Genomic DNA, 22175 nt, shown 5'->3' on the forward strand with positions numbered 1-22175 from the left:
TCAACTATGTCAACTATCCGCGGCGTCGGGGCAGAGACGCGCGCCCGTCTGCCGCTGAACGAGCCGAAAAAATCCAAGTTGACACCTGTGACGATGGCGCGGCCGGCGATGGGCCGTTCGCTACAGCAAGTCGTCCGCAATGTCGCAACCGAGGTGGGCGACGCGGAGGTAGCTGAACAGCTCGGCCCATCTCAAGTCGAAGAACTACAACGGCAGGCGGCCACCGCCGCGCGCCGTGCGGTGACCGCGGCTTTCGACGAGCTGGACATGGAGCCTGGCGACGAGCATCCCAAGCTGTATTTCGGATCGGTCGACGAGTTTGGGCGCGGCTACCTGCTCCCCAACTACAAGCGCCGCGTGGACGGTCAGCGCGTGCTTTGGGCCGCGGAATGGTGGAAGTACGCCGAAACTGTCGCCCGCCTCGACGCGCTCTGGCGAGCATGGGAACACCTGCGCCAAGACCCGCAGACAGGCATGTCGGTATGGTTTCGCGATCACGCGGAGCACCACATGTCGATCCTGCTCAACAGGGACGGTCCCTTTGCCGCTGCCGGCGAGGGCGAGAACCGGGAGAACACGAACAAAAAAGGCAAGACACTGCAGTACGCGCCACCGCCTCGAGGACCATTTCTCGAGATACGCCAGGCTGGCTGACCTGGCTTGGGGCGCAACAGCGCGTCGCTGGCCTCGGTGCTTCACGCAAGCACGCTTAGTTATCAGTGATGTGCGCCTTCAGGACTAATGTCACTCGCATGGCTAGGCACCGTTACGGGCGTGCCAGGGCCTCACGGGCGGCCCTGACCGTTTCTTGCGGCAGTGTGTGCGGGCGATTGTTGGGGCTTTGATGCTGTTGCTGGCACTGGGCGTCATCGTCATGTCCGCAGGTTTGGCGGTAATTGTGCTGGGAGCACCCCCCGCGCACCTGGACGACCAAAACCCTCGGTCAATTTTCTTGCGAGTCGCCGCTGGCTCGGCGGCGATGTCGCTGTGCTCGGGCGTGTTGTACATGTTCGCTTACGTGGAGAACGGCGAAGCCGCAACAAGTACTCCTGCGTACACCGCGCTCGTGCTCTCTCCAGCGTTGATGTGCGTGGCACTGTCCTCCGCTCACCAGACGCTAGCGTGGCTCGCCATCGTATTCTCCGTCGTCATTGGCCTCGCCGTCGCCCTCAGTTTTACGCTGCTGACACCGGAGCAGGCTCTACCCGTTCTCCTGACGGTTATGGCGGTATCGTGCGCCAGCTGCGCGGTCCTTGCTGCCCGTGACACCGCCTTACCCCACACGGCGATGCGCGTGCTCGCAAGCGGCGCAGCGTTCTATGCGGTGTACTGCACAGCCAGAGTCGGCGCACTGATCATCTCTGGGGGAGAGTATGGCGAAGCGACGGTGCTTTTCGGTTTTCTTCCCTCGCTGCTCGCTGCCCTCCTCGCGTACGTCGTCGTCGCCACTGCGGTCGTGACGGTTCTATTCAGCGCGACTCGAGCTGGGCGACGACGCGCGCTCACTGCCGTGGCCATCACTATCCGCGACTGGGATCTGGTCGTCGCAGCTTACGGGCGAGCCCGAGCGGTGCAGATGGTGGACGAGCTGCGTTCCGCCGCGCGCGACCGCGATTCATCGTCATCCGACATCAGACGTGGAGTCGCCACTACCTTGCCGTCACCCTTGCGCCAACTACGCGAGGCCCTTGTTCTCGAGTATGGGTGGGGCCCCGAGCAAACAGGTCTCGTCATGGTGGATGCGGGTCCGGCGGAGTGACTGCGACCTCGTCTTTTGGGATGAAGTTGGCACCATCCCTGCCGGATTGAGGTCAAGGCGTTGATGCCTTTCGTGAGAACGACGGATACGACGCATAGTTATCGCAAGAGTGGGACTCGCCCCTGACTCGCGCAGGACACATTGAGCGAGCGGCCGCGGCTCGTCCTCGTCAGCTATAAGTTCTCGGACTAGGCCCGGCGTAGATACGGAGATGGATTGCCGACACCATCGACGGTCCAACAACTTAAGCTGGAGCCACCCACATTGTGGGAGTGTCTCTGACGGGACACATTCCACTCGAGCTTGTCTTCAGCGGCATCCTGTTCTGAGCGGCCAGCGTGCCGACCGCCCTCCCGTTCATCACTCGGCTGCCGTCCCCATGTCGACGGTGGGGTCACAAGCCGTCTGCGCCCGTATTACCGTTTGCTCTTTCCACGCGCTGCCGAGCACTACGGCGTCTACGCAGAACGGGCACCTACGAAACCGCCTTGACCGCAAGGAGGGACAGTTCGTCTGGGCTCCACCCGTACTCGAGCGCGAGCGGAGCCAGCAGAACGTCGAGAGGCGACGCAAGGGCGGTCACAACGCCGTCACGAATGTCTTTCGACAGCGGATCACGCTCGTGGGTGGCTGTTCGCAGCTCAAGGAGGAGCTGCCGCGACCGCGCCAGGCCATAGGCCTCCCGCACAAGGTTCCAGTCGGCAATAGTCACGGCGGTGGGGACCTGAGTTCTCTCGCGGGCTTCGCGGACCGCAGGCAGCAGCATTGCTGTGGTTGCAGTGAGCACCGTGACGTAGGTCGCCAGAGACACCAGGAGTGAGGCAGTGAATCCGAAAGGGGAGGTTGTGTCGGCTGAGGCGGGCCCTATGAGTATGAGGGCGATCGCCCGAGTAGCGGAGTACAGGGCGTAGACCGCCATTGCTAACGCGATGAGGCGCACGGGCCGGCGGGGGAGCAGGGTGTCGCGTAGAGCAAGAAACGAGCACGATCCACAGGTAACAGCCAGCGCGCCAAGTAGCACCGTTCGGGCGGTCATCGGGGTGAGGAGCTCTGCGCTCGTTGCAATCACAGCACCGGCGACGAAGGTGAACCCTGCCGCGGCATGAGCGCGGTGTTGCGTCCCCATCGAGACGGCAACGCACATGAGACCGGCGCTCAAAATGAGAGCAGTGTCGGCGACAGGATCAGCGCTGATGCCAACGGGCTCGGGCATGCCGATGAGATATGCGACAACAGCCCCAAGGGACATCACTCCCGATGCGGCGGCTACACGCAGGAACGCGATTCGTGGGTCAAGACCTTCATGCTGCGCGAACGCGGCCGCGACAACGACGACAACGACGCCGATTGCAATGACGGCGACGCCGATCGACAACAGCAACACAACAACCTCCGAGGTACCACGTACGTCACTGCAGATCAGGGGTGAGGGCGGCACCATGGCAGTGCGCCCCCGGGCGAAGCCGAGGGCGCACTGTGCGAGGGGTTCAGCTTTTCAGGGTCCAGCGCTGGGCGGAGCCGTTCGAACAGGTGGACAGCTGTGCCGGGGCACCGTTATCGGTGCGGGCCCCGGTCGTTGAGAGGCACAGACCAGAGTTGCGGGCGGTAATGGTGCCACTCGCGTTCAGCGTCCACTTCTGGTTGGTCTGGCCGTTGCAATCCCAAATGACTACGCGGGTTCCATCGGTGGTGCCGCGGTCGTAGGCGTCAAGGCACTTGTTTCCGTAGACGCGAAGTTCCCCAGCGGGCGTGTAGGTGAGTCGCTGGTTGGAGGATCCACTGCACGTCCATAGCGCGGGCTGCGTCCCGTTCTGAGTCGCAGCACCAGGCACGTCGAGACACTTCTGCGCATCGTTGAGAACAATGGTGGAGTTCTCAGCCACCGTCTCCTGGGAGATGGGGAAAGTCCACCGTTGGTTGGAGGCGTTGGCGCACGTTGACAGCTGCGCAGGGGCGCCGTTGTCGGTTCGGCTGTTGTTCAGAGCCAGGCAGAGGTTGGAGGTTTTGCCGGTGATGGTTCCATTGCCGTTCAGTGTCCATTTCTGGTTGTCCTGGCCGTTGCAGTCCCAGATGACGACGCGGGTGCCATTGGTCGTGCCGCGGTCGAACGCATCGAGGCACTTGTTGCCGTAGACGCGGATCTCGCTGGCTGCGGTGTAGGTGAACTTCTGGTTCGCGCTGGAACCGCAGTCCCACAGGCCGGGCTGGGTGCCGTTCTGGTTGGAGCCGCCGGGCACATCGAGACACTTGCCGGAATCGTTGTGGGTCAGGTTCTGGTTTCGGGGTGCGGGAGCGGTGCGGATGACCGTGGCCGAGGAGGTGGACTGAATCGATCCGTTGGAATCGGTGACGAATAGCTTGTACTCGCCATTGTTCTGAGGGATCTGGATTGAGGTGGCGTCACCTGCGGTGCTGGTGGCGGTGGAGCTCGCGGTGAAGGTGGTGGTTCCTGCCGGGGCAAGCCACAGTCGCTTCGAGCTGTCGCCCACACCGCGGACGGCGAGGGTGCTGGTGGATGAGGGAACGACGACGCTCGAGGGGAGGGCGAACGTTGCGGTGCGGCCGGTGTTGCCGAGGATGTTCCGGTACGCCGATTCCAGGCCGGAGGCGACGGTGACGTTGTAGGCCTGGGTGGGCCAGATGTAGTCCGGGTATACGCGGACGTCCTCGATGACGCTGTCGGGGATGTTCTTGTCGTAGATGGAGTTGATGGGTCCGAAGGTGTTGCGGATCTGCAGGTTGTTCTGGCGGCCCCATGTGCCGGAGTGGATGATGTCGGTGACGTTGGGGTCGATCTCCATCACGTTGTTGTTGTAGGTGATGTTGGCTGAGCCCTCGTCGGGGTGAATGCCGTAGGTGTGGCCGGGGCGCACGCCGTTGGCGTAGTTGTCGTTGATGACGCTTTTTTTCTGGTCCCCAAGTGTGTACAGCGGTCCGGAGTCATTCAGGAATCGCATGATGTCGCGAATTTCGTTGCGTTGGATGCTGTTGTTGCGGGCGACATTGCTGGGCTTACCAGGTGCGTTCGACTGCGAGGAGCCGTCGAAGTTACCCCAGCCCCAGCCCATGGAGATTCCAGCCCAAGAGGACTTTTCGATGCGGTTGTTCTCAATAGCGACGGTGTCGAGGTAGTAGCCCGTGATGGCGGCCGATCCCCAGAACATGACGGCGCTGTCGTAGAGGTAGTTGTTGCGGACGGAGATGTTGGTGGGTGCGCCTTCCACGTTGGCGGGGTAGTGCTCACCGTTGGTGGAGGTCGCGTCACCGATGTAGTTGTGCTGGGGGTCACCGACGTTGATGCCGGCGCCCGCGACGTCGTTGGTGACGTTGCCTTCGATCTTGGAGTTGACGACGTCGTTGTTGAACTGGATGGCGTCTGCGCCGGTGTGTTCGACGCGGTTGCGGATGAAGTCGATCCCTGAGGCGCTGTTCACCTCGACGGCGCCGGGCTGGAGGAAGACGTTCCGGTAGACGTAGTCGTGGAAGTTCTTCTTCGCGTAGTTCATGTTGACGAGGTTGCCCTGCTGCGCCTGCTTGAACGAGGACCCATCGACCTGGGCCAGGTTCCAGTCCGAGTGCTGGAACGAGAGGCCGGTGAAGGTGATGTCGTGCACACGGTCCGAAGTGCTCTTCCCGGTGACGTCGAGGATGGTCTCGATGTTGTCCGGGGCAAAGACCGGCGCTGACGCGAGGTTGGTGTTGGAACCCTTGTAGAGGTAGACCGTCTTGGCTTCGCGGTCGTAGTAGAACTCGCCTGGTTCGTCGAGGAACTCGTAGGCATTGGATAGGGTGTGTGAGCCACCGTCCTGAAGATCTCCATTGAACGCTCCCTGGGCGATCGCCGCCCCGGGCTGCTGGAAAAGCACGGCACGCTGGGAGCCATCGGAGGTGGTGGTCACCTGACGGATTCCGGTGATCGCCGTCGTCCAAGTCGTCTGAGTCTGGAGTTCCATGTCCTGCTGGTTGCGGGAGATGGCGGGCACATCATTGAGGGAGTACTTTGCTCCATCGCATTCGCTGCCCGATTCCCAGGCCCATGGCGCTTGACCCGCGGTGATGTTGTACGTGCCGTAGCAGCCAGCCGAGTTGACGGTCTTTCGCGCCATGACGGCACGTTGGCCGTCAACGTACAAAGCGCGGAGCTTGTTCGCACGGTCGAGAGGAGCCTTCCAGATGTTCCCTGAGTGCTGTGACCATCCGGTTACCGCCGTGCCCGCCTCCAGCACCGGCACCTCGTTCTGGTAGGCGGAGTAGATAACTCGGTGGCCGTTCGTGCCGGAGTCGGCAGTGCCGAACTGGATCGTGCTGTCTACCGGGTAGGAACCTCCCCGCAGATACACGGTGATGTCGCCCGACATGTTGGTGTTCATCGATCTGACAGCGTCACGCGCTCGTTCAACTGTCTTGAAGGGAGACCCGATGGAGCCATTGGACCCATCGTTGCCGCTGGGTGACACGTACAGGACCGTGTCAGCCGCGGACGCGGGGGAGGCGACGACTGGAGCGGCTACCACTCCAGCGCTGATCAAGAATGCGGTCAGGACGGAGGTCAGTTTGATGGGCTTCTGAGATCGCTCGGCAGTGAGCATGAGGCACCTTCCTGGGGGAAGTTGGGCACGTCGGTGTACCCAAACGTAAGACATAGTACAACTAGAGACGCACAGGTCAGGCCACGATGCGAAGAATTCTGCCGGGGCCGACTGAGGCCTCTTCTGTGACCCAAAACGGACAGAGCGGCCCTGCTCACGTGCGTCACATCCCAAAGCTTGCGTTGCGGTCGAAAAACGGCGGTCGACCGCTTGCTCGGCGCGTAAAAGTACTATGTATTATGACGCTGCGAGGATGCGAGCCTGTGTGTCCTCATGGACTGCTCTGGAGGAATCATGCGCGCAGCTGCGTACACCGGCGACGGAGTCGTCTCGATCACAGACGTCGCGCCCGTCGAACCCGGACCAAACGAAGTCGCCATCGACGTCGCCTACGTGGGCGTGTGCGGCACCGACCTGCACATCATCCATGGCTCGATGGACGCGCGCGTCTCGCGTCCACTCATCTTCGGGCACGAGATGAGCGGCACTATCCGCCAGCTCGGCTCCGATGTCACCGATTGGTCGATCGGCGACAGCGTTACCGTCATGCCCCTGGACTGGGACGGCACATGCTCCGCCTGCCGCAACGGTAACCAACACATCTGCCAGAACCTCGACTTCATCGGCATCGATTCCCCTGGCGCCTTACAGCAGACGTGGACTGTCCCGGCCTCCACTCTCGTGCCTCTCCCCGCGAGCCTGTCGCTGCGCACCGCGGCCTTGATCGAACCCGTGGCCGTGGCCGTGCACGACGTGCGTCGCTCCGGACTGCGGGCGGGCGACCGCACCGTGATCATCGGCGGCGGCCCCATCGGTGTGCTCATTGCCTCAGTCGCGCGCCAGGCCGGCGCCCAGGTAGCGGTGCTCGAACTCGACCCCGCCCGCCGCGAGCTGATCGAACGCCTCGGCTTCATCACCGTCGACCCGACCGCGGTTGACGTTTCCGCGTGGGTCGAGGAGTGGACCGACGGCGCCGGTGCCGATGTGGTCTTCGAAGTGTCAGGCGCCGCCGCCGCGGTACGTTCTGCCACGTCCCTCGCGCGCGTGCGCGGCACCATTGTTATTGTCGCAATTCACCCCACCCCGCGCGAGATCGACCTGCAGCGCGTCTTTTGGCGTGAACTACGTCTGCTCGGCGCCCGCGTCTACCAGCGCATCGACTTCGAACGCGCCATCGAGCTTCTGGATTCAGATGCCATCGACGTCGAGGCCGTCATCACCTCGGTGTACCCGCTGGCCGAGGTGACCGACGCACTCGACGAGCTGCAAAGCGGCACAGCGCTGAAGGTCCTTATTGACGTGCAGGCCGGCGCATGAGCGCCTCGCCGTTCGCCCTGACCGGGCGTATCGCAGTCGTCACTGGCGCCTCGCGCGGTATTGGTCTCGGCATGGCCGAAGCCCTCGCTGCGGCCGGCGCAGACATCATTGCCGTGGCCTCGTCGCCTCTAGTCGAAGGCAGCGCCGTCGAGCGCGCCGTCACCGCACATGGGCGCCGCTTCACCGCCCGCCACGCCGACTTCGCCGATCTCGACGCCGTCGCCGGCCTCGGTGACGAGCTCGCCGGCCTAGGCGTCGACATCCTCGTGAACAACGCGGGCACGATCGAGCGCGCCCCCGCGGTCGAGCACCCGCTGGAGTCGTGGAAGCGTGTCATCGACGTCGACCTCACAAGCCACTTCGTGCTCACACAGAAGGTCGCCGCCCCCATGCTCGAGCGTCGCGACGGCCGTGTCATCTTCACGGCCAGCCTGCTGAGCTTCCAGGGCGGCATTACCGTCCCCGGCTACTCGGCGGCGAAATCGGGCATCGCCGGTCTCACGCGCGCGCTTAGCAACGAGTGGGTCGGCCAAGGCGTCACCGTCAACGCGATCGCTCCGGGCTATATCGCCACCGACAATACCCAGGCCCTCCAAGACGACCCCGACCGCTCGCGCAGCATTCTGGAGCGCATTCCTGCCGGTCGGTGGGGGCGCGCCCAGGATTTGGGCGGTGCGACGGTGTTCCTCGCATCCGCTGCCGCCAGCTACGTGTCGGGCATCGTCCTCCCCGTTGACGGCGGATGGCTCGCCCGATGAGCCTGTCGTCGATCGACGGGGTCGTCATCGTCCCCGTACTCACGGCGCCAACCGTCTCGGCCGCACTGGTCGCCGGACGTGCCCTCGCGCGCGGCGGCATCACGTGCGTCGAAGTGACGCTGCGCACCGCGGCAGGACTCGAGTCGCTCGCTGTGCTCGCGCGCGAGACCAATCTCCTGGTCGGCGCGGGCACAGTCCTCTCCCGTGGCCAGGTCGAGGCGGTGGCCGCCGCCGACGCGCGGTTCGTGGTGAGCCCAGGGTTCGATGACGACGTGGTGAATGCCACCCGCTCCGCCGGGATGATCTCGCTGCCGGGCGTGGCCACGGCGACCGAGATCCAGCGGGCGGTCGCCGCGGGGGTCGAGACACTGAAGTTCTTCCCGGCCGACCGCCTCGGCGGCCTCGACACCATTCGGGCCCTGGCCGCGCCCTTTACCGGCGTGCGATTCGTGCCCAGCGGCGGCATCAATAATCGCAACGCCGCTGAGTACCTCACCCACCCCGCCATCGCGGCGGTCAGCGGCTCCTGGGTTGTACCGGCCGACGCAGTCGCTGCGGAGGATGGGGAAAGTATTGAGCGCATTGCGGCCGCCGCGGTCGCCACCCTGGAGGCATCCGGTCTGCCCACCCCCCGGCGGGTCGGCTGATTCGTCAGAGTCCGTAGACCCGTGCCGCCGTTCCTCCCAGGACGGCGGCACGTTCGGCATCGTCGAGGGCCGCCAAGGCGCCGGTCACCGCGCTCCATGCGCGAGCGTAGCCGCCTGCCAGGAGGACGACCGGCCAGTCGCCGCCAAAGAGCAGGCGGTCGGGGCCAAACAGCTCCAGGGCGTCGTCGATGAAGGGTGCAACCTGCTCGGAGGTCCATGCGTCGAGTGGACCGGCGGCCGCCGACAGCCCCGACAGTTTTGCAGTGCTCATCGGGTCCCCCGCGATGTCGGTGAGCAGGGCGCGCCACTCGCGGCGCGCTCCGTCGGTGCCGCCGATGGGCGGCTTGCCGAGGTGGTCAACGACGACCCGCAGGTTCGGCGTGGCTTCTAGCAGCGCGACCACGTCGGACAGCTCGTCATGCGTCGAGGTGACGACGTCGAGCGGTAGTCCCGCGATAGCGACCGCCGCGACGTTTTCACGCTGGTGCTCGCCGAGGATCCAGCCGCGCACACCCTTCACGTGCATGAGGTTGCGTAGGCCCACGATCATGCGGTTGACGCGCAGCTCGTCGAACGCCGTGGCGAAGGCGTCCGGATTGGCGCCGAGGTTGGCCCACCCGACGACCCCGCGCACCCGGTTGTGCCGCACGGCCTGGTCGAGCATGTTCAGCGTATCGACGGCCGTGTCAGCGGACTGAACGAGCACGACCCCGTCGATGCCGCGTTCGTCAAGGGTCGGGCCGATATCGTCAAGCGACAGGTTCCGATGCAGCTGCGGCACCGACGAGTCCGGCCAGTCGTAGCCACCGCGCGTCAGATCCCATACGTGCACGTGGGCGTCGATGATCATCGCTCGGTCGCCTCGGCCACCGCGCTCAGTTGCGCCGCACGCTCGTCGAGGCGCGCCCACAGCTCGTCGGGAATGGTCGCCGCGGCGCGATCAACACCGCTGACGACGTGGTCCACCGTGCGCGCACCGAGCACAACCGAGCGCACCGCGGGGTGACGCAGCGCGAACTGGACCGCCGCATCAGGCAGGGAGACGTCATACTTACGGCAGAGGGAAGCCATGTCGCGCGCGCCCTCGATGAGGGCTGCGGGCGCCTGCGAATAATTAAAGCGTGCGTCGGTAGGCACCTCGGCCGCACTCAGCAGGCCCGAGTTATACACGCCCGCCGCAACGATCGCGACGTCGTGCTCCACGGCCAGAGGCAGCAATTCACGCGCGGCGGTGCGGTCGAGCAGCGTGTACCTTCCCGCGATCATCACGACGTCGATATCGCACCGACGAATGAACTCCGCGGGCATCTCAGCCTGGTTCATGCCCACGCCGATCGCACCAACGACACCCTCGTCGCGCAGCTCACGCAGCGCTTCAACACCGGTGGTAGAAGCCTGCTCCCAGTGCTCATCGGGGTCGTGCAGGTAAGCGATGTCAACTCGGTCAACGCCCAGCCTGGTCAGGCTTTCGTCAATCGATCGGCGCACTCCGTCGCGGCTGAAGTCCCACACCCTCTTGGTAGTCGCGGGAACGATGAAACCGTCATTGTCGAGTCCGCCTACGCCATCGGGATTGTCGACCAAGAGACGCCCGACCTTGGTCGACAAGACGTATTCCTTGCGTGGGCGGCAGCGGAGGGCCAAACCCATCCGACGCTCCGAGAGACCCAGACCGTAGTGCGGAGCGGTGTCGAAGTACCGGATGCCGCGTTCCCATGCCGCGTCGACGGCGGCAGCTGCTTCTTCGTCGGTGGTCTCACGGAACAGATTGCCGAACTGCGCTCCTCCGAGGCCGAGGGCGGTGAGGGGTAGACCCGTAAGGCGGGACGCAGCCATGAAAGCTCCTTCGCTCGATATAAATGATGCGTAGTATGTCCGACATGGGAAACGTACGTCGGGTTGCGTCGGTTATGGGCATCCGGGAATCCGCCATCGAAGACTACGAGCGTTACCACCGGGACGTGTGGCCTGAAGTTTTGGCAGCGATCTCGGCCGCGGGCATTCAGAACTACTCGATCTACCGGTTCAAAACATTGCTGTTCTCGTACTGGGAGTATGAGGGTGATGACTACGAAGGCGACCTCGCGGCCATCGACGACGTGCCTGCATGTATCCGCTGGAATGACCTTATGGCGACCCTGCAGGTGCCGGTTGAGGAAGCCCGGCCGCGTTCGTGGCTGCCCTTACCCGAGGTCTTTCACCTCAAGTGACTAGAGGTTGAGGTGATGGTGACCGTCGGTGGGGCGACGGCGACGCCATGAGCCGAGGATATGTTCCTCCATGGCCACTCGCGCGCGAGCGGCGTCACCCGCGTGCATGGCCGCGAATATGAGCTCATGCTCAGCGAGCGTGCGTTCGACGGCGTCAGTGGGGTTGTTCCCCTCCCAACGCTGTGACCAGCGGGGGCGGGTGAAAAGCGAACGGGCAATCGTGCCAGCGATACGGTTCTTGCTGGCTGCCATTGTGGCCAGATGGAAGTCCTTGTCGGCCTCGAGAAACGCAGGGTTGTCATCCCGGAGCCGCCGCATCTCTTCGAGATGACCACGGATGAGCTCGAGAGCGCCATAGTTGCCGGTCCTGGCGACTTCGCTAGCCATGACCCCTTCTAGAGCTGCTCGCGCGACGCTGACTTCGTCGAGGACACCCAAGGATTCGTCGTGGCGAACGAGCGCATCGAACACGTCGGGGTCGAGCACGTTCCAGTCGTTGAAGTGTCGCACCTGCGTACCGCGACCTTGGGTGACGACGACCAGACCTTTTTCTTGGATGCGTTTGATCGACTCCCGGATGACCGTACGGCTCACGCCGAATTCGTCGCAGAGCGCTTGTTCGGGAGGAAGAAATTCTCCCACTGCCACCCCGCCCGTAACAATCATCTCGACAAGCTCTTCCAAGACACGCACGCCGATGCGGTCAATGTGCGCCCTCTTCGGCACCATTGGGCGCGATCCGGGAGCGGCGAGAGGCATGGTGAGCACTCTACTCCGCACCTCTCTTTGTAGCGCCAAGGCGCACTCCGAGTTCCAGTCCAGCGCGGCTGCTGCGAACGTGAGGGCCCCCCTGGCCTCCCCACACGAAGTCTGTTGATCCGACCTCGATCGATGGGTCCAGGGACACGCCGCCACCTGGCGAATCGCCCAAGACAATACCGCCGTCCGAGACCTCGTAGTCGACCGTGACCCCCGCCGGCGTCTGCAGAGAGGTCACCTCCGTCAACAGGTGGTTGGGTAGGGCCGTGGCAGCGTGAAAGACGGCATAGTTCGACGTCATGCCGATTGGGCTGACAGGCAAGTCCCGGGAGTGAGCCGCGACAGCGACACGGAGCGCATGGCTTACGCCCCACACCGCCGACGACTGGACGATGTCGACGGCCTGCGCGTCAAAAAGCGCGCGGTATTGCTCAAGCCCGGTGAGGTTTTCGCCGGTGGCAATCGCTGGCGAAACGCAGTCGCGAAGTCGCCTGAGGCCCGAGGCATCCCAGCGTCGCAGTGGTTCTTCGACCCACGCGAGCTCCACCTGCTCTTGCAAGTGGGCAATGTAGCGGATGGCTTGCGGTGCATTCCACGATTCGTTGGCGTCCAGCATCAGGACTGGATCGTCAGTCGCCTCATTCAGGACGTCACGCACGAGCTCCAAACGCCCGGCGTCGTGGCGAAAGTCTCGCCCGCCCTTCAACTTCGCGGCGGTGAAGCCTCGATCGCGCATGGTGCTGTAGTAATGCCCGAGAGCCGCGGAATCTAACGCGATGTCGAGTCCTGAGGCGTAGCCCGGAACAAATCGGTCGCGGCCTCCGAGCAGTCGCCAGAGCGGCTCGCCGGCGAGCTTGGCTTTGATATCCCAGAGGGCGCTGTCGAGCGCACCGATCCCTCCGAACACAGCCCCGCCATGTCCGTTTTTGAACATACGGGAGATCATGCGGTCATACAGTGCCGACGTCGCGCGCGGGTCCTCGCCCTCGATGGCTTCGAATATCTGGGGGATTCCGTCGTGCATGCCCATGCCGATGCCTTCAACGCCTTCGTCCGTCTCGACGATGACGATGGGCACGGCGGTGACACCGGAGTCGATGAATCCATTGACGTCGCCGACGGGGCGGCCCCAGTCGAGCGTGGTGCTGATGAGTCGGTAGCCGGTGATCTTCATGATGAGACTTCTTTCGACCCGCGGAGCGGGATCATTCCTTCGTTCCGCCCGCGGTCATGCCCTTGACCAGGAATCTCTGTGAGAAAAGGAAGACGATGAGGATGGGCGCGACCGATACGAGCGTCGCTAGGGCCATCACCGGGAGATCCAGAGTGACCGAAGCGGCCGAAGTGGGGTTAAACAGCGGCACGTTTGACAACAGTTCGGCCAGTCCGACCTGGATGGGGGCCTTTCGCCCCGGCTCCATGACGAAGGGCAGGAAGTAGTTGTTCCAGTTGCCGACGAGGTTGAAGAACCCGACGAGCGCGATGACGGGCGTTGCCAGGGGCAAGGCGACTGAGAGGAAGACACGCAGTTCTGTCGCTCCGTCGATGCGGGCGGCGTTCAGCAGGTCTTTCGACACGCTCGTCGTGAAGTAGATGTAGGTGAGGTACACGCCGAACGGGAAGAACGAAAACGGCAGGATCACCGCCCACGGCGTTCCCACGAGCTTCAGAGCACTCATCTCCAGGAAGACGGGGAGCACCAGTGCCGTGTTGGGGATGAGCATCACGACCAGGGTTATTACGAGCAACACCCCCCGGCCGCGGAATTTCGTCATCGCGAGGGCGTACCCGGCAGGGATTGTGGCGAGGAGGGTGATCACGAGGGCAACACCGGTGTATAGGGCCGCGTTCGCGGTCCACTGCCAGATAACGCCGTTTTGGAACTCCGACAGCCGTGCCCAGTTGTCAGCGATCGTCGCAAACGACCCGAAGCTAAATGGCGCTTCCCCGGTCAGTTCGGTTGCGGACTTAGTTGGCGCAAGTAGCAGCCATACGATCGGGAGACCGAAGACGAGGGCGAAGAACAAGATGATGACGGTGACCAGGCTGCGTCCGAGGAATCGGGCCGGGGTCGTCACGCGCTTAGTCGCGTTCAAAGAGTCCTCCTCGGAAGACGAAGAAGGCGGCGAGGCCCGCGGCGACGACGAGCAGCAGCAGCGAGATAGCCGCTGAACCGTTGAAGTCGTTCTGCCGGAAGGCGTAGAGGTATGCCACCTGGTTGAGCGAATAGTCCAGGCCGACGACGCCCTTGCTTGCCTGCGACAACACGCGTGGCTCGACGAAGAGCTGCGTTCCGGCGGCGAGTGACATGACGGCCATGTACGAGATCCATTTGCGCAGTAAGGGGATCTGAATGTGCCAGGCGGTGGCGATCGGCCCCGCACCGTCGATGCGGGCTGCTTCCATGACTTCGACGCTGATGTTGTTCAAAGCGCCGTACATGATGACGATCCAGCCGCCGGCCCCGGCCCAGAAGGCGATGACGGTGAAAACAATGGGGAGGTTTGCCTCCGTGCCGACGACGTCGACGAAGGTGTCGAAGCCGAGGGCTCGCAGCAAGCCGCTGACGGGACTCACCGTGGGGTCGAGCATGAACAACCACAACAAAACGCTCGACGCCCCGGCGAGAGCGCCGGGGATGTAGAAGATGAAGCGGGCGGCCGCGGAGAGCCAGCGCACGCGGATGGCATGGACGATGACGGCGAGGATCACCACGAGGACGATCAGGCTCGTCAGCCAGATGGCTACGAAGGCGGCGACGTGGCCGACGGCGGGAAGGAAGCGGTAGTCGACGACGACCTTCTGGAAGTTCTGGAACCAGACAAAGGCGCCGTCGCGGGTGAATGCCAGGAAGGCGGCGTAGAGGGTAGGGAAGACGCCGAAGGCCAGAAGCAGAAGGACGTAGCCGCTGATCATCAGGTAGGCGAACGTCGACTGCGCGCGACGTAGGGAGAACATGCTCACTCCGATAGGGGGGGAGGGGTGGGCTGGCCGCAGTCGCATTGCGGCTGCGGCCAGCCCGGGAGGGGGAAGGGCGGCCGGTTACTCGCCGACTGTGTAGCCCTGCACCTGTGCCTGGTTGTCCATTTCGGTCTTCCACGCGTCGGTGACGCTGGCGACCGTGTTCCCCGCAGTGATGGCGGGCAACACGACCTTGGAGTAGGCCGCCTCGATGCTGAAGCTCGGGTAGCCCCAGCCCTGCCAGACCGACGACGCTGCGGTAGAGAGCCCGCCCTCGAAGTCGCCCACGTAGAAGTTGCTCGCGGCCTGCTTCTTGAGCCACGCATCTGCTGCCGACTGGTAGGCCGGCAGGCCTGCGGCCAGCTCGACGGCCTGGTCGGAACTCGTGACGAACTCGAGGAACTTCTTCGACGCGTCAAGGTTCTTCGAGTGGCTCGAGGCGTACCAGACGCCGCCGCCGACGTTGCCGGTGACCTTCTCACCGTCAGACCAAGAGAGCGGGGCGGCCACACCAACCGTGCCGGCGGCGTAGTTCAGGCTCTCCGGGTTCTCGAATAGCGCGCCGGAGTACCATGCCGGCCCGGGGATGCCGAGCAGCTTGTCTTTGTACTTGGTCACGAAGTCGGTACCGAAGACGCTGTCGGTAACAAGCGTGCCGTTTTCGAGCATGTGGTCGATGAGGTCGGTGACCTTCTCGGACTGCGCGGCGGCGAAGTCTGACGAGAAGGTGTCGCCTTCCACCTGGAAGATAGGCGCTTCGCCGCCCCAGTAATAGATGTAGGGCGCCTGGAACGAGTCGCCCACCGAGCCGAGGATGTACCCGGGGTGTTCCGCGGCGAGCTGGTCGCTGAGGTCCTTGTACTCCTCCCACGTGGTGGGAACGGTGTAGCCGAACTGGTCGAACAGCGCCTGGTTGTACCAGAACACGACCGGGGCCAAGTCGTTGCGCACACCGTAGACGGCGTCGTCCACAGTCATGGGGGAGAGGGCTCCATCGGTGAAGCCGTCGAGGAAGGAATCGTCGAGCCAGCCCTTATTCAGCGGGGCCGCGAAGGCCTGCACTCCGTTGTTCTCTTTTGATGCCCACGAGGTGTCGTTCTGCTGCGACGAGAAGACCACATCGGGCCAACCCTCGCCCGCCTGGTCGAATAGAGCGACCTTTTGCTGGAACGTTCCTGATCCGCCGGAGCCGCCGTCGTAGGTCTCGATGTTCACGGTCACGTCGGGGTTGGCTTCTTTGAATGCGTTGGCGATGGGCTCACGCGACGAGTCAACCCAGACCGTGATGGCGCTCGACGCGTCCTGCTCGGCGGCGGTGAAGCCGTACTGCTCGTCGTTGCCTCCGCCGGTGGCGCTCGGGCTGCAGGCGCTCAGCGCGAGGGCAGATACAACGGCGAGGCCACTGGCGAGAACCAAGCGGCGATGGACACGGGGATAGTGCTGCGGCATTGCAAGACTCCTGTCTTCTTCGACGAGGCCGGACGACCTCAGGCTAACATAGGCCATACGTAATACGTATCGCCTGTTGCGTTGATCACAAATGCGCAACGACACCAAGGGAGTCAGCTATGGCATCCGTCTTGACCTTCGGAGAAACGATGGGTCTCATCCGGGGCGCCGACCTCGGTGGATGGGAAACAATCTCGAATGCGAACGTCAGCATCGGTGGCGCAGACAGCAACGTCGCAATCGGCCTCAGACGGCTCGGGGTCCAGACCACCTGGATCGGTCGGGTCGGAGCGGACGCGCTCGGTCGCCGAATCGAGCGTGAGATCCGCGCCGAGGGCGTGCTCGCACGCGTCATCGTCGACCCAGACCGGCCAACCGGTCTGATGCTGAAGGAGCGACGCACCGCTACTCACTCTCGAGTCTCGTTCTACCGCCGCGGCAGTGCAGGCAGTGCGCTTAGCCCTGCAGACGTGACGGACGAAGAAATCGTCTCATCGGGAGTGGTTCTCGTGAACGGTGTCACCGCGTCGCTCTCAGCGACGGCGCGCGACACCGTTCTTTCAGTAGCGAAGCGAGCACAAGCGCATGGCGTGACCGTTGCATTCGATGTCAATCACCGTCCATCGCTCTGGGGGCGCGCAGACGCGCGCGCGCTTTACGTCGAGATCGCACGGTTGAGCGACCTCGTGTTCGCGGGGGAGGACGAAGCGCGGCTTCTACTGGGCGCCTCTGCCGAATCGACCACAGATCTTGCGTCCAAAGTTGCTGAGCTAGGGCCCCGGCAGGTTGTAATTAAACGCGGAGCAGCGGGTGCCCTGGCCCATGCCGACGGTGAGATCACGAGCGCGCTCGCTATCCCGATCGACACTGTCGACACCGTTGGGGCCGGCGACGCGTTTGTGGCGGGCTATCTAGCCGCATACCTCGACGGCGCACCCGTGATGGCTCGGCTGGCGATGGCCGTGCGATGCGGCGCGTTTGCGTGTTTGGGACCCGGGGACTGGGAGAGCGCCCCTCGGCGCGAGGATCTCGCTCTCCTGGACGGAGGCGACCCGGTCACCCGGTGAAGGTGTTGCGGTACGTCAATCGGAAGCAAGGCTGCAACGCTCCACCCGGCCGGTCGCAACGGATATGTCAGAGCGAGGTCGGTACCCCACTCTGCATCGTGGTTTCGCGGCTACCCCGTTGACGTCTTTTACCCCGGATCGGCTGGCTCACCCGAAAGGTCAACCGGACGCTGTCTGATCTATTCACCCAGGTTTACGTATGCGCGGGGTGCCGTCGCTCGAGTGCCGCTCCCTCGACGTCGACGTTGGGGATGATGCGGTCGAGCCAGTGGGGAAGCCACCAGGCGGACCCGCCGAGCACGTGCATGACGGCAGGCATCAGCAACATACGTACGACGAAAGCGTCGAAAAGCACGCCAAGAGCGAGCCCAAGACCGAAGGTCTTGATGATGACCGCCTCAGACGTGATGAACCCGGAGAAAACGGCGATCATGATGATGGCCGCTGCCGTGACGACAGAGCGTCCGGCACGGAAGCCCTGCGCTACGGCGAGCCGCGGGGCCGCACCGTGCGCCCACGCTTCGCGCATACCCGTGGTGAGGAAGAGCTGGTAGTCCATCGCGAGACCGAACAGGATGCCGACGAGGATCACGGGCAGGAAGCTCAGGATGGGACCGGGGTTGTGTACCCCGAACAGTCCGCCGAGCCATCCCCATTGGAAGACCGCCGTTACGGCGCCGTATGTCGCGAACAGCGACAGCACGAAGCCGGCGGTGGCAATGAGCGGCACCAGCAACGACCGAAAAACGGCCACCATGATGAGGAAGGACAGTCCGACCACCACGACGAGGTAGACGGGCAGGACGTCGGCGAGGCCTTCTGAGATGTCGATGTTGATGGCGGCAGCCCCCGCAACACCCAGCTCAATATCGCCGTTCACGGGCGGAAGACTGCGAAGGTCTCGTACGAGACGCTCCGTCGATACGGCGTTCGGCCCCTCGCTCGGAACAACCTGGAACACCGCGAGCGTACTGTCGTCGGAAACGGCCACGGGGGCGACTGCATTGACGTCGTCCTGTGCGAACAGTTCGCGCGCGACTGCGAACTGCAACCCTTGGACGTCTTCCTCGGCTGTGTTGGCGGGCAAGGTGGCGGTGACCAGAAGCGGGGAATTGGCGCCAGGGCCAAATGCCTCCTCCGTCCATGTGAAGGCTTTGTACCCCGTGGAGTCTTCGGCCTCGGAACCGCCGTCGGGAAGTCCCAGCCGCATCGACAGCGCAGGAATAGCGACAACGAGCAGGACGACGGTGGCGACCAGCATCGTGGTAACGGCGCGCAGCGTGGACATTGGCTTGATATTCGACGCCGTACCGGTGTGAGCGGTTCGGCGCGGATGCTCGGTGGCGTCCATCACGGGCTCGGCGCCAGTGCGGGCGGCTCGGCGCGGATGCTCTGTGTCGCGGGAGTGGGCGACCCGGGCGCGAGCGCGACGGCCGAGGATGCGCATGCCCGCGAGGCCGAGCAGAGCCGGTATCAGTGTGACGGCGATGAGCACGGCGGTAAGCACGCTCACCGCGCCCGCGGTACCCATAAGACCTAGGAATGGAATGCCGACGATGTTGAGCGCAAGTAGCGCGACAATCACCGTCAGGCCGGCGAAGACCACGGCAGTGCCCGCAGTCCCGTTGGCGAGACCGATGGATTCCACAACTCCAGCGCCCTGCAGCAGCTGTCTCCGGTGGCGATACAGGATGAACAGGGCGTAGTCGATGCCGACGGCAAGTCCCAGCATGACACCAAGGAACGGGGTGACGGATGCCATCTGGATCACTCCCGAGAACGACAACGTCGCCATCGCTCCGATTGCAACACCGACGATGGCGGTGACGATGGGGAAGGCGGCCGCGAGGAGCGATCCGAGGACCACAATGAGCACGACCCCGGCGACCGCAACACCCACGACCTCGCCGACCCCGAAGATCTCGGGAATACCCTGCGAGATCTCGGTGTTGAACGCGACGTCAACACCGTCAACGCCGGCAGCCGTGAAGTGCTCAACCACGGCCTCCTTCGAGGCCTCGGACAGCTCCAACCGCGGCTTGTCGAAAGCGACGTTGACGATTGCCGTGGAGCTGTCATCAGAGACTAGACGGATGGCGTCCGCGAACGATAGCAGTTCCGCGCCCTCGTCGAGTTGCGCCTCCTGCTCGTCAATCTGGGCAAGCCCGTCGGTCAGCTGCGTCTGCTGCTGCTCGAGCGCCGTGCGCTGCTGATCGAGCTGCGCCTGTTGAGCGTCGAGTGCGTCGAGCTGAGCCTGCTTCTGGGCGTCGGGCAAAGGTGCGGCCTCCAGCTGCGCACGGCCGGCGTCGAGTTGCTGCTGAGCCTGGTCGAGCTGCGCAGTTCCCGCGTCGAGCTGTTGCTGCCCCGACTCCGCCTGAACGCGCGCATCACCGAGCTGCTGACGTCCGTCGACAACCTGCTGACGCTGGGCCTCGAGCTGGGCTTGCGTGCTGAAGGGGTCGGTGACGTTCGCGACATCGGGCAGGTCGTCAGCTGAGGACACCAGCTCGCTGATGCGCGCCTTCTGGTCGTCACTCAGGGCCGCGCCGTCGTCGGTGCGATAGACGACAGCGCCGGACGCACCACTGAAATCGGGCAACTCCTGCTGCAGCTCGGCGACGACGTCTCCGGAAGCCGTGCCAGGGATGTCGAAGCTCGAACTCAGGCCCTTGAATCCCAGGGAAAATCCACCCACGACGACACAGAGGATGACTGCCCAGGCAACGATCACGGTCCACGCCCGCCGGGCGGCGAAGGTTCCGAGACGGTGCAGTAATTCGGCCATTCAGGGGTGTTCCTCTCGTGCGGTGCGCGCGAGGGAGCACCGTCGGCTCCGACTGTTCTGCGTAAACATAACACGGACCGTCTCGTCTCAATTGTTCTCGGCATCGCGCACAATGTGTGTATGGCTCTTGCGCGCACCGGTCCCTTCCGCAGCGAGGCGGCGCGCCTGGCAATCCTCGACGCCGCCGTCTCGCTGTTTGCCGAACGCGGCTACGAGCAGATGACGATGGAGGGGATTGCGCGACGCGCCGGTGTGGGCAAGCAGACGATCTACCGCTGGTGGCCGAGCAAGGGCGACGTGATTGCCGAGGCCATCCTCGAGGGACGTTTGCTTGGTGGACATCGCGAGGTCCCCAACACCGGTAACCCCCGAATCGACCTCGCAGAATGGCTTACGGATCTGTTCACTTTGCGCGCGAGCCCCGAAGGCGAGGGTTTGGTGCGCTCGCTTGTGGCCGCGGCAGCCGGAAGTGCTCAGACGGGACGGCGACTGCGGGCAGAAATTCTCGCCGCTCCGCTGATGGAGAGGCTCTCACGGGCTCTCGGTAACGTCACCGGTCCGCGGCTTGAGGCCGCGGCTGATGCTTTGGTAGGAGCAGTCATCCTCCGAGCGCTGAGCCGCGAGGACTTCGACGGCGATGACATGCTTCTGCTCGTCGACACAGTTGTGAGCCAAAGCACGCCGCCTGGTTGACACTCCGACCGTGAGTGCCGCCGGCAGATGAATTCAATACTGGAAACGCCGATAATCACCGGTTATGTCATTCGCTGCCGTGGGCGGGGAGGCTCCTGCATCTTCCTGCACCTGCGAACCGGCGGGTGAGTCGGCCAGCGACGTTCGCAAAGTAATCCGGGTTGTGGGGGGCGGCGTGTTGATCCGTTGGCGCTGAGAGGTCCAATTCGAACTGACCCCAGCACATCATTCGCTCCTCACGACACATCGAGACGCTTGGTGAGCAGCCGCTCCGCCAGTGCGGCATCTGTGACCAGCGACTGAACGAGTCCTGAGGTAAGTGCCCCCTCAACAGCGCGGGTCTTGCGCTCTCCTCCGGCCACGGCGATGACCTCGGGGATACGGCGGAGCTGGTCCGCGGTAATGGCGATTGTGAGCTCATCTATGTCGGTCATAACCCGGCCATTCTCGTCATAGATCACCGCGGCCACCTCGCCCACCGCCCCGCGGGCGACGAGCCGCTCGGCGATGCCCGACTCTATTGCCGCGTCGTACAGCTGCGAGTCGGGCGGATCCCACGAGCCGACGGCGACGACGCCTTTCGTCACGTGGTCGAAGTGCGCGAAGGCGTCCGCGATGAGCGGGTCGGAGCGCAGCGCGGCGGCCGTCGCGGGGCTCTGGACGAGCAGCGGCGCGAAGATCGGGTAGCTTGCACCGCTGCTGGCCGTCGCGACGCGGCGCATAATCTCGACTGAGTGCTCCTTGACCGAGCCCGCGGCCACCCCGCTCAGGGCGACGAGGTCGCTGGCCGGAAGGCGGGTGAGGTGCCGTGCCATCGCGTTGAGCGTTCGCCCCGACGTGAATCCGAGCATGTCGCCTTCGACGACGATCTCTTCGAGCAGGCGCGCCGCTGCCTTGCCCAGGGCCTCCTGCAGGGCTCGCGGCTCCTCGCCGGGCGTGCGGATGACCACCGCGCGGCGTAGGCCGAAGGCGCGACCGAGTGCGATGGACAGCTCGGTGTCGACGTCGACGGGCTCCTGGATCTCGATGCGCACGATGCCGAGCTCCCGGGCCTTGTCGATCATCCGCGCCACTTTGAAGCGTGAGATGCCGAGCTCGGCGGCGATGCTCACGTGGCTGGCGTTGTCGAGGTAGTACCGACGCGCGGCGTGCGTGGTCTGGACCAGTTCCTCGGGGTTCAT

Annotated in this window: 19 protein-coding genes; 8 read left to right on the forward strand and 11 right to left on the reverse strand. The window is 64.2% G+C overall.

What is annotated here, in order from left to right; genetic code table 11:
- Nucleotides 1-6 precede the first annotated feature (6 nt).
- Complete coding sequence (locus FB047_RS15580; RefSeq protein WP_170994726.1) at nt 7-654, forward strand: DUF4913 domain-containing protein; 648 nt, start codon at nt 7-9, stop codon at nt 652-654.
- A gap of 190 nt (nt 655-844) precedes the next feature.
- Nucleotides 845-1759 carry a hypothetical protein gene (locus tag FB047_RS15585; protein WP_136588120.1) on the forward strand — a complete coding sequence of 305 codons (915 nt, stop codon included), beginning with the start codon at nt 845-847 and terminating at the stop codon, nt 1757-1759.
- A 475-nt stretch (nt 1760-2234) separates the two neighbouring features.
- Here the strand turns inward: FB047_RS15585 and FB047_RS15590 are convergent, their stop codons facing one another.
- Entirely contained in the window at nt 2235-3140 is a 906-nt protein-coding gene (locus tag FB047_RS15590; RefSeq protein WP_136588121.1) for a hypothetical protein, read from the reverse strand.
- A gap of 106 nt (nt 3141-3246) precedes the next feature.
- A complete protein-coding gene (locus tag FB047_RS17400; RefSeq protein WP_206311354.1) occupies nt 3247-6129 on the reverse strand; it encodes a ricin-type beta-trefoil lectin domain protein in 2883 nt (960 codons plus the stop codon).
- Nucleotides 6130-6621: 492 nt separating this feature from the next.
- On the opposite strand from FB047_RS17400, the gene FB047_RS15600 reads away from it, so the two are divergent.
- Genes FB047_RS15600 through FB047_RS15610 form a run of 3 tightly spaced genes read left to right on the forward strand, consistent with a single transcriptional unit; the run spans nt 6622 to nt 9070 of the window.
- Entirely contained in the window at nt 6622-7665 is a 1044-nt protein-coding gene (locus FB047_RS15600) for a zinc-dependent alcohol dehydrogenase (RefSeq protein ID WP_240752863.1), read from the forward strand.
- Complete coding sequence (locus tag FB047_RS15605; RefSeq protein WP_136588123.1) at nt 7662-8423, forward strand: SDR family oxidoreductase; 762 nt, start codon at nt 7662-7664, stop codon at nt 8421-8423. Before FB047_RS15600 ends, FB047_RS15605 begins: the two co-directional genes overlap by 4 nt.
- Entirely contained in the window at nt 8420-9070 is a 651-nt protein-coding gene (locus tag FB047_RS15610; protein ID WP_136588124.1) for a bifunctional 4-hydroxy-2-oxoglutarate aldolase/2-dehydro-3-deoxy-phosphogluconate aldolase, read from the forward strand. Before FB047_RS15605 ends, FB047_RS15610 begins: the two co-directional genes overlap by 4 nt.
- Before the next feature lie 4 nt (nt 9071-9074).
- On the opposite strand, the gene FB047_RS15615 is transcribed toward FB047_RS15610, so the two are convergent.
- Entirely contained in the window at nt 9075-9920 is an 846-nt protein-coding gene (locus FB047_RS15615; protein WP_136588125.1) for an amidohydrolase family protein, read from the reverse strand.
- Nucleotides 9917-10906 carry an aldo/keto reductase gene (locus tag FB047_RS15620; protein WP_136588126.1) on the reverse strand — a complete coding sequence of 330 codons (990 nt, stop codon included), beginning with the start codon at nt 10904-10906 and terminating at the stop codon, nt 9917-9919. The genes FB047_RS15615 and FB047_RS15620 overlap by 4 nt, the downstream gene beginning before the upstream one ends.
- Before the next feature lie 35 nt (nt 10907-10941).
- Here FB047_RS15620 and FB047_RS15625 point away from each other — a divergent pair, with 35 nt between their 5' ends.
- Nucleotides 10942-11280 (forward strand): L-rhamnose mutarotase, encoded by a 339-nt coding sequence (locus FB047_RS15625; protein WP_240752864.1) that lies wholly within the window; start codon nt 10942-10944, stop codon nt 11278-11280.
- Here FB047_RS15625 and FB047_RS15630 read toward each other — a convergent pair whose 3' ends face one another.
- The 5 genes from FB047_RS15630 to FB047_RS15650 all read right to left on the reverse strand — a co-directional run bounded on the left by FB047_RS15630 (nt 11281) and on the right by FB047_RS15650 (nt 16449).
- The gene (locus FB047_RS15630; protein WP_136588127.1) at nt 11281-12039 is read right to left on the reverse strand and encodes a FadR/GntR family transcriptional regulator; all 759 of its coding nucleotides are present in this window, start codon (nt 12037-12039) and stop codon (nt 11281-11283) included. It abuts the gene before it with no gap.
- Between the two features lie 10 nt (nt 12040-12049).
- A complete protein-coding gene (locus FB047_RS15635) occupies nt 12050-13213 on the reverse strand; it encodes a mandelate racemase/muconate lactonizing enzyme family protein (protein ID WP_136588128.1) in 1164 nt (387 codons plus the stop codon).
- 31 nt (nt 13214-13244) lie between these two features.
- Nucleotides 13245-14117, reverse strand: a complete 873-nt coding sequence (locus tag FB047_RS15640) for a carbohydrate ABC transporter permease (protein ID WP_240752865.1) — start codon at nt 14115-14117, stop codon at nt 13245-13247.
- 4 nt (nt 14118-14121) lie between these two features.
- On the reverse strand, nt 14122-14997 hold the full coding sequence (locus tag FB047_RS15645; RefSeq protein WP_136588192.1) for a carbohydrate ABC transporter permease: 876 nt from the start codon (nt 14995-14997) through the stop codon (nt 14122-14124).
- Nucleotides 14998-15081: 84 nt separating this feature from the next.
- Nucleotides 15082-16449: an ABC transporter substrate-binding protein gene (locus FB047_RS15650; protein ID WP_136588130.1), complete on the reverse strand. Its 1368-nt coding sequence runs from the start codon at nt 16447-16449 to the stop codon at nt 15082-15084.
- Between the two features lie 119 nt (nt 16450-16568).
- On the opposite strand from FB047_RS15650, the gene FB047_RS15655 reads away from it, so the two are divergent.
- The gene (locus tag FB047_RS15655) at nt 16569-17516 is read left to right on the forward strand and encodes a sugar kinase (RefSeq protein WP_136588131.1); all 948 of its coding nucleotides are present in this window, start codon (nt 16569-16571) and stop codon (nt 17514-17516) included.
- Between the two features lie 193 nt (nt 17517-17709).
- Here FB047_RS15655 and FB047_RS15660 read toward each other — a convergent pair whose 3' ends face one another.
- Complete coding sequence (locus tag FB047_RS15660) at nt 17710-20301, reverse strand: MMPL family transporter (RefSeq protein WP_136588132.1); 2592 nt, start codon at nt 20299-20301, stop codon at nt 17710-17712.
- 120 nt (nt 20302-20421) lie between these two features.
- On the opposite strand from FB047_RS15660, the gene FB047_RS15665 reads away from it, so the two are divergent.
- Nucleotides 20422-20994, forward strand: a complete 573-nt coding sequence (locus FB047_RS15665) for a TetR/AcrR family transcriptional regulator (protein ID WP_136588133.1) — start codon at nt 20422-20424, stop codon at nt 20992-20994.
- Nucleotides 20995-21230: 236 nt separating this feature from the next.
- On the opposite strand, the gene FB047_RS15670 is transcribed toward FB047_RS15665, so the two are convergent.
- Nucleotides 21231-22175 carry a sugar-binding transcriptional regulator gene (locus FB047_RS15670; protein WP_136588134.1) on the reverse strand — a complete coding sequence of 315 codons (945 nt, stop codon included), beginning with the start codon at nt 22173-22175 and terminating at the stop codon, nt 21231-21233.

It is taken from the genome of Microbacterium hydrothermale (assembly GCF_004854025.1).
GTDB classification, from domain to species: domain Bacteria; phylum Actinomycetota; class Actinomycetes; order Actinomycetales; family Microbacteriaceae; genus Microbacterium; species Microbacterium hydrothermale.

What these genes read in the sequence shown, in the direction of transcription:
- FB047_RS15580 (WP_170994726.1), top strand. Translation starts at nt 7, where the DNA reads ATGTCAACTATCCGCGGCGTCGGGGCAGAGACGCGCGCCCGTCTGCCG.
- FB047_RS15585 (WP_136588120.1), top strand. Translation starts at nt 845, where the DNA reads ATGCTGTTGCTGGCACTGGGCGTCATCGTCATGTCCGCAGGTTTGGCG.
- FB047_RS17400 (WP_206311354.1), bottom strand. Translation starts at nt 6,129, where the DNA reads ATGAACACCAACATGTCGGGCGACATCACCGTGTATCTGCGGGGAGGT.
- FB047_RS15600 (WP_240752863.1), top strand. Translation starts at nt 6,622, where the DNA reads ATGGACTGCTCTGGAGGAATCATGCGCGCAGCTGCGTACACCGGCGAC.
- FB047_RS15605 (WP_136588123.1), top strand. Translation starts at nt 7,662, where the DNA reads ATGAGCGCCTCGCCGTTCGCCCTGACCGGGCGTATCGCAGTCGTCACT.
- FB047_RS15610 (WP_136588124.1), top strand. Translation starts at nt 8,420, where the DNA reads ATGAGCCTGTCGTCGATCGACGGGGTCGTCATCGTCCCCGTACTCACG.
- FB047_RS15615 (WP_136588125.1), bottom strand. Translation starts at nt 9,920, where the DNA reads ATGATCATCGACGCCCACGTGCACGTATGGGATCTGACGCGCGGTGGC.
- FB047_RS15620 (WP_136588126.1), bottom strand. Translation starts at nt 10,906, where the DNA reads ATGGCTGCGTCCCGCCTTACGGGTCTACCCCTCACCGCCCTCGGCCTC.
- FB047_RS15625 (WP_240752864.1), top strand. Translation starts at nt 10,942, where the DNA reads ATGTCCGACATGGGAAACGTACGTCGGGTTGCGTCGGTTATGGGCATC.
- FB047_RS15630 (WP_136588127.1), bottom strand. Translation starts at nt 12,039, where the DNA reads ATGCCTCTCGCCGCTCCCGGATCGCGCCCAATGGTGCCGAAGAGGGCG.
- FB047_RS15635 (WP_136588128.1), bottom strand. Translation starts at nt 13,213, where the DNA reads ATGAAGATCACCGGCTACCGACTCATCAGCACCACGCTCGACTGGGGC.
- FB047_RS15645 (WP_136588192.1), bottom strand. Translation starts at nt 14,997, where the DNA reads ATGTTCTCCCTACGTCGCGCGCAGTCGACGTTCGCCTACCTGATGATC.
- FB047_RS15650 (WP_136588130.1), bottom strand. Translation starts at nt 16,449, where the DNA reads ATGCCGCAGCACTATCCCCGTGTCCATCGCCGCTTGGTTCTCGCCAGT.
- FB047_RS15655 (WP_136588131.1), top strand. Translation starts at nt 16,569, where the DNA reads ATGGCATCCGTCTTGACCTTCGGAGAAACGATGGGTCTCATCCGGGGC.
- FB047_RS15660 (WP_136588132.1), bottom strand. Translation starts at nt 20,301, where the DNA reads ATGGCCGAATTACTGCACCGTCTCGGAACCTTCGCCGCCCGGCGGGCG.
- FB047_RS15665 (WP_136588133.1), top strand. Translation starts at nt 20,422, where the DNA reads ATGGCTCTTGCGCGCACCGGTCCCTTCCGCAGCGAGGCGGCGCGCCTG.
- FB047_RS15670 (WP_136588134.1), bottom strand. Translation starts at nt 22,175, where the DNA reads ATGAACCCCGAGGAACTGGTCCAGACCACGCACGCCGCGCGTCGGTAC.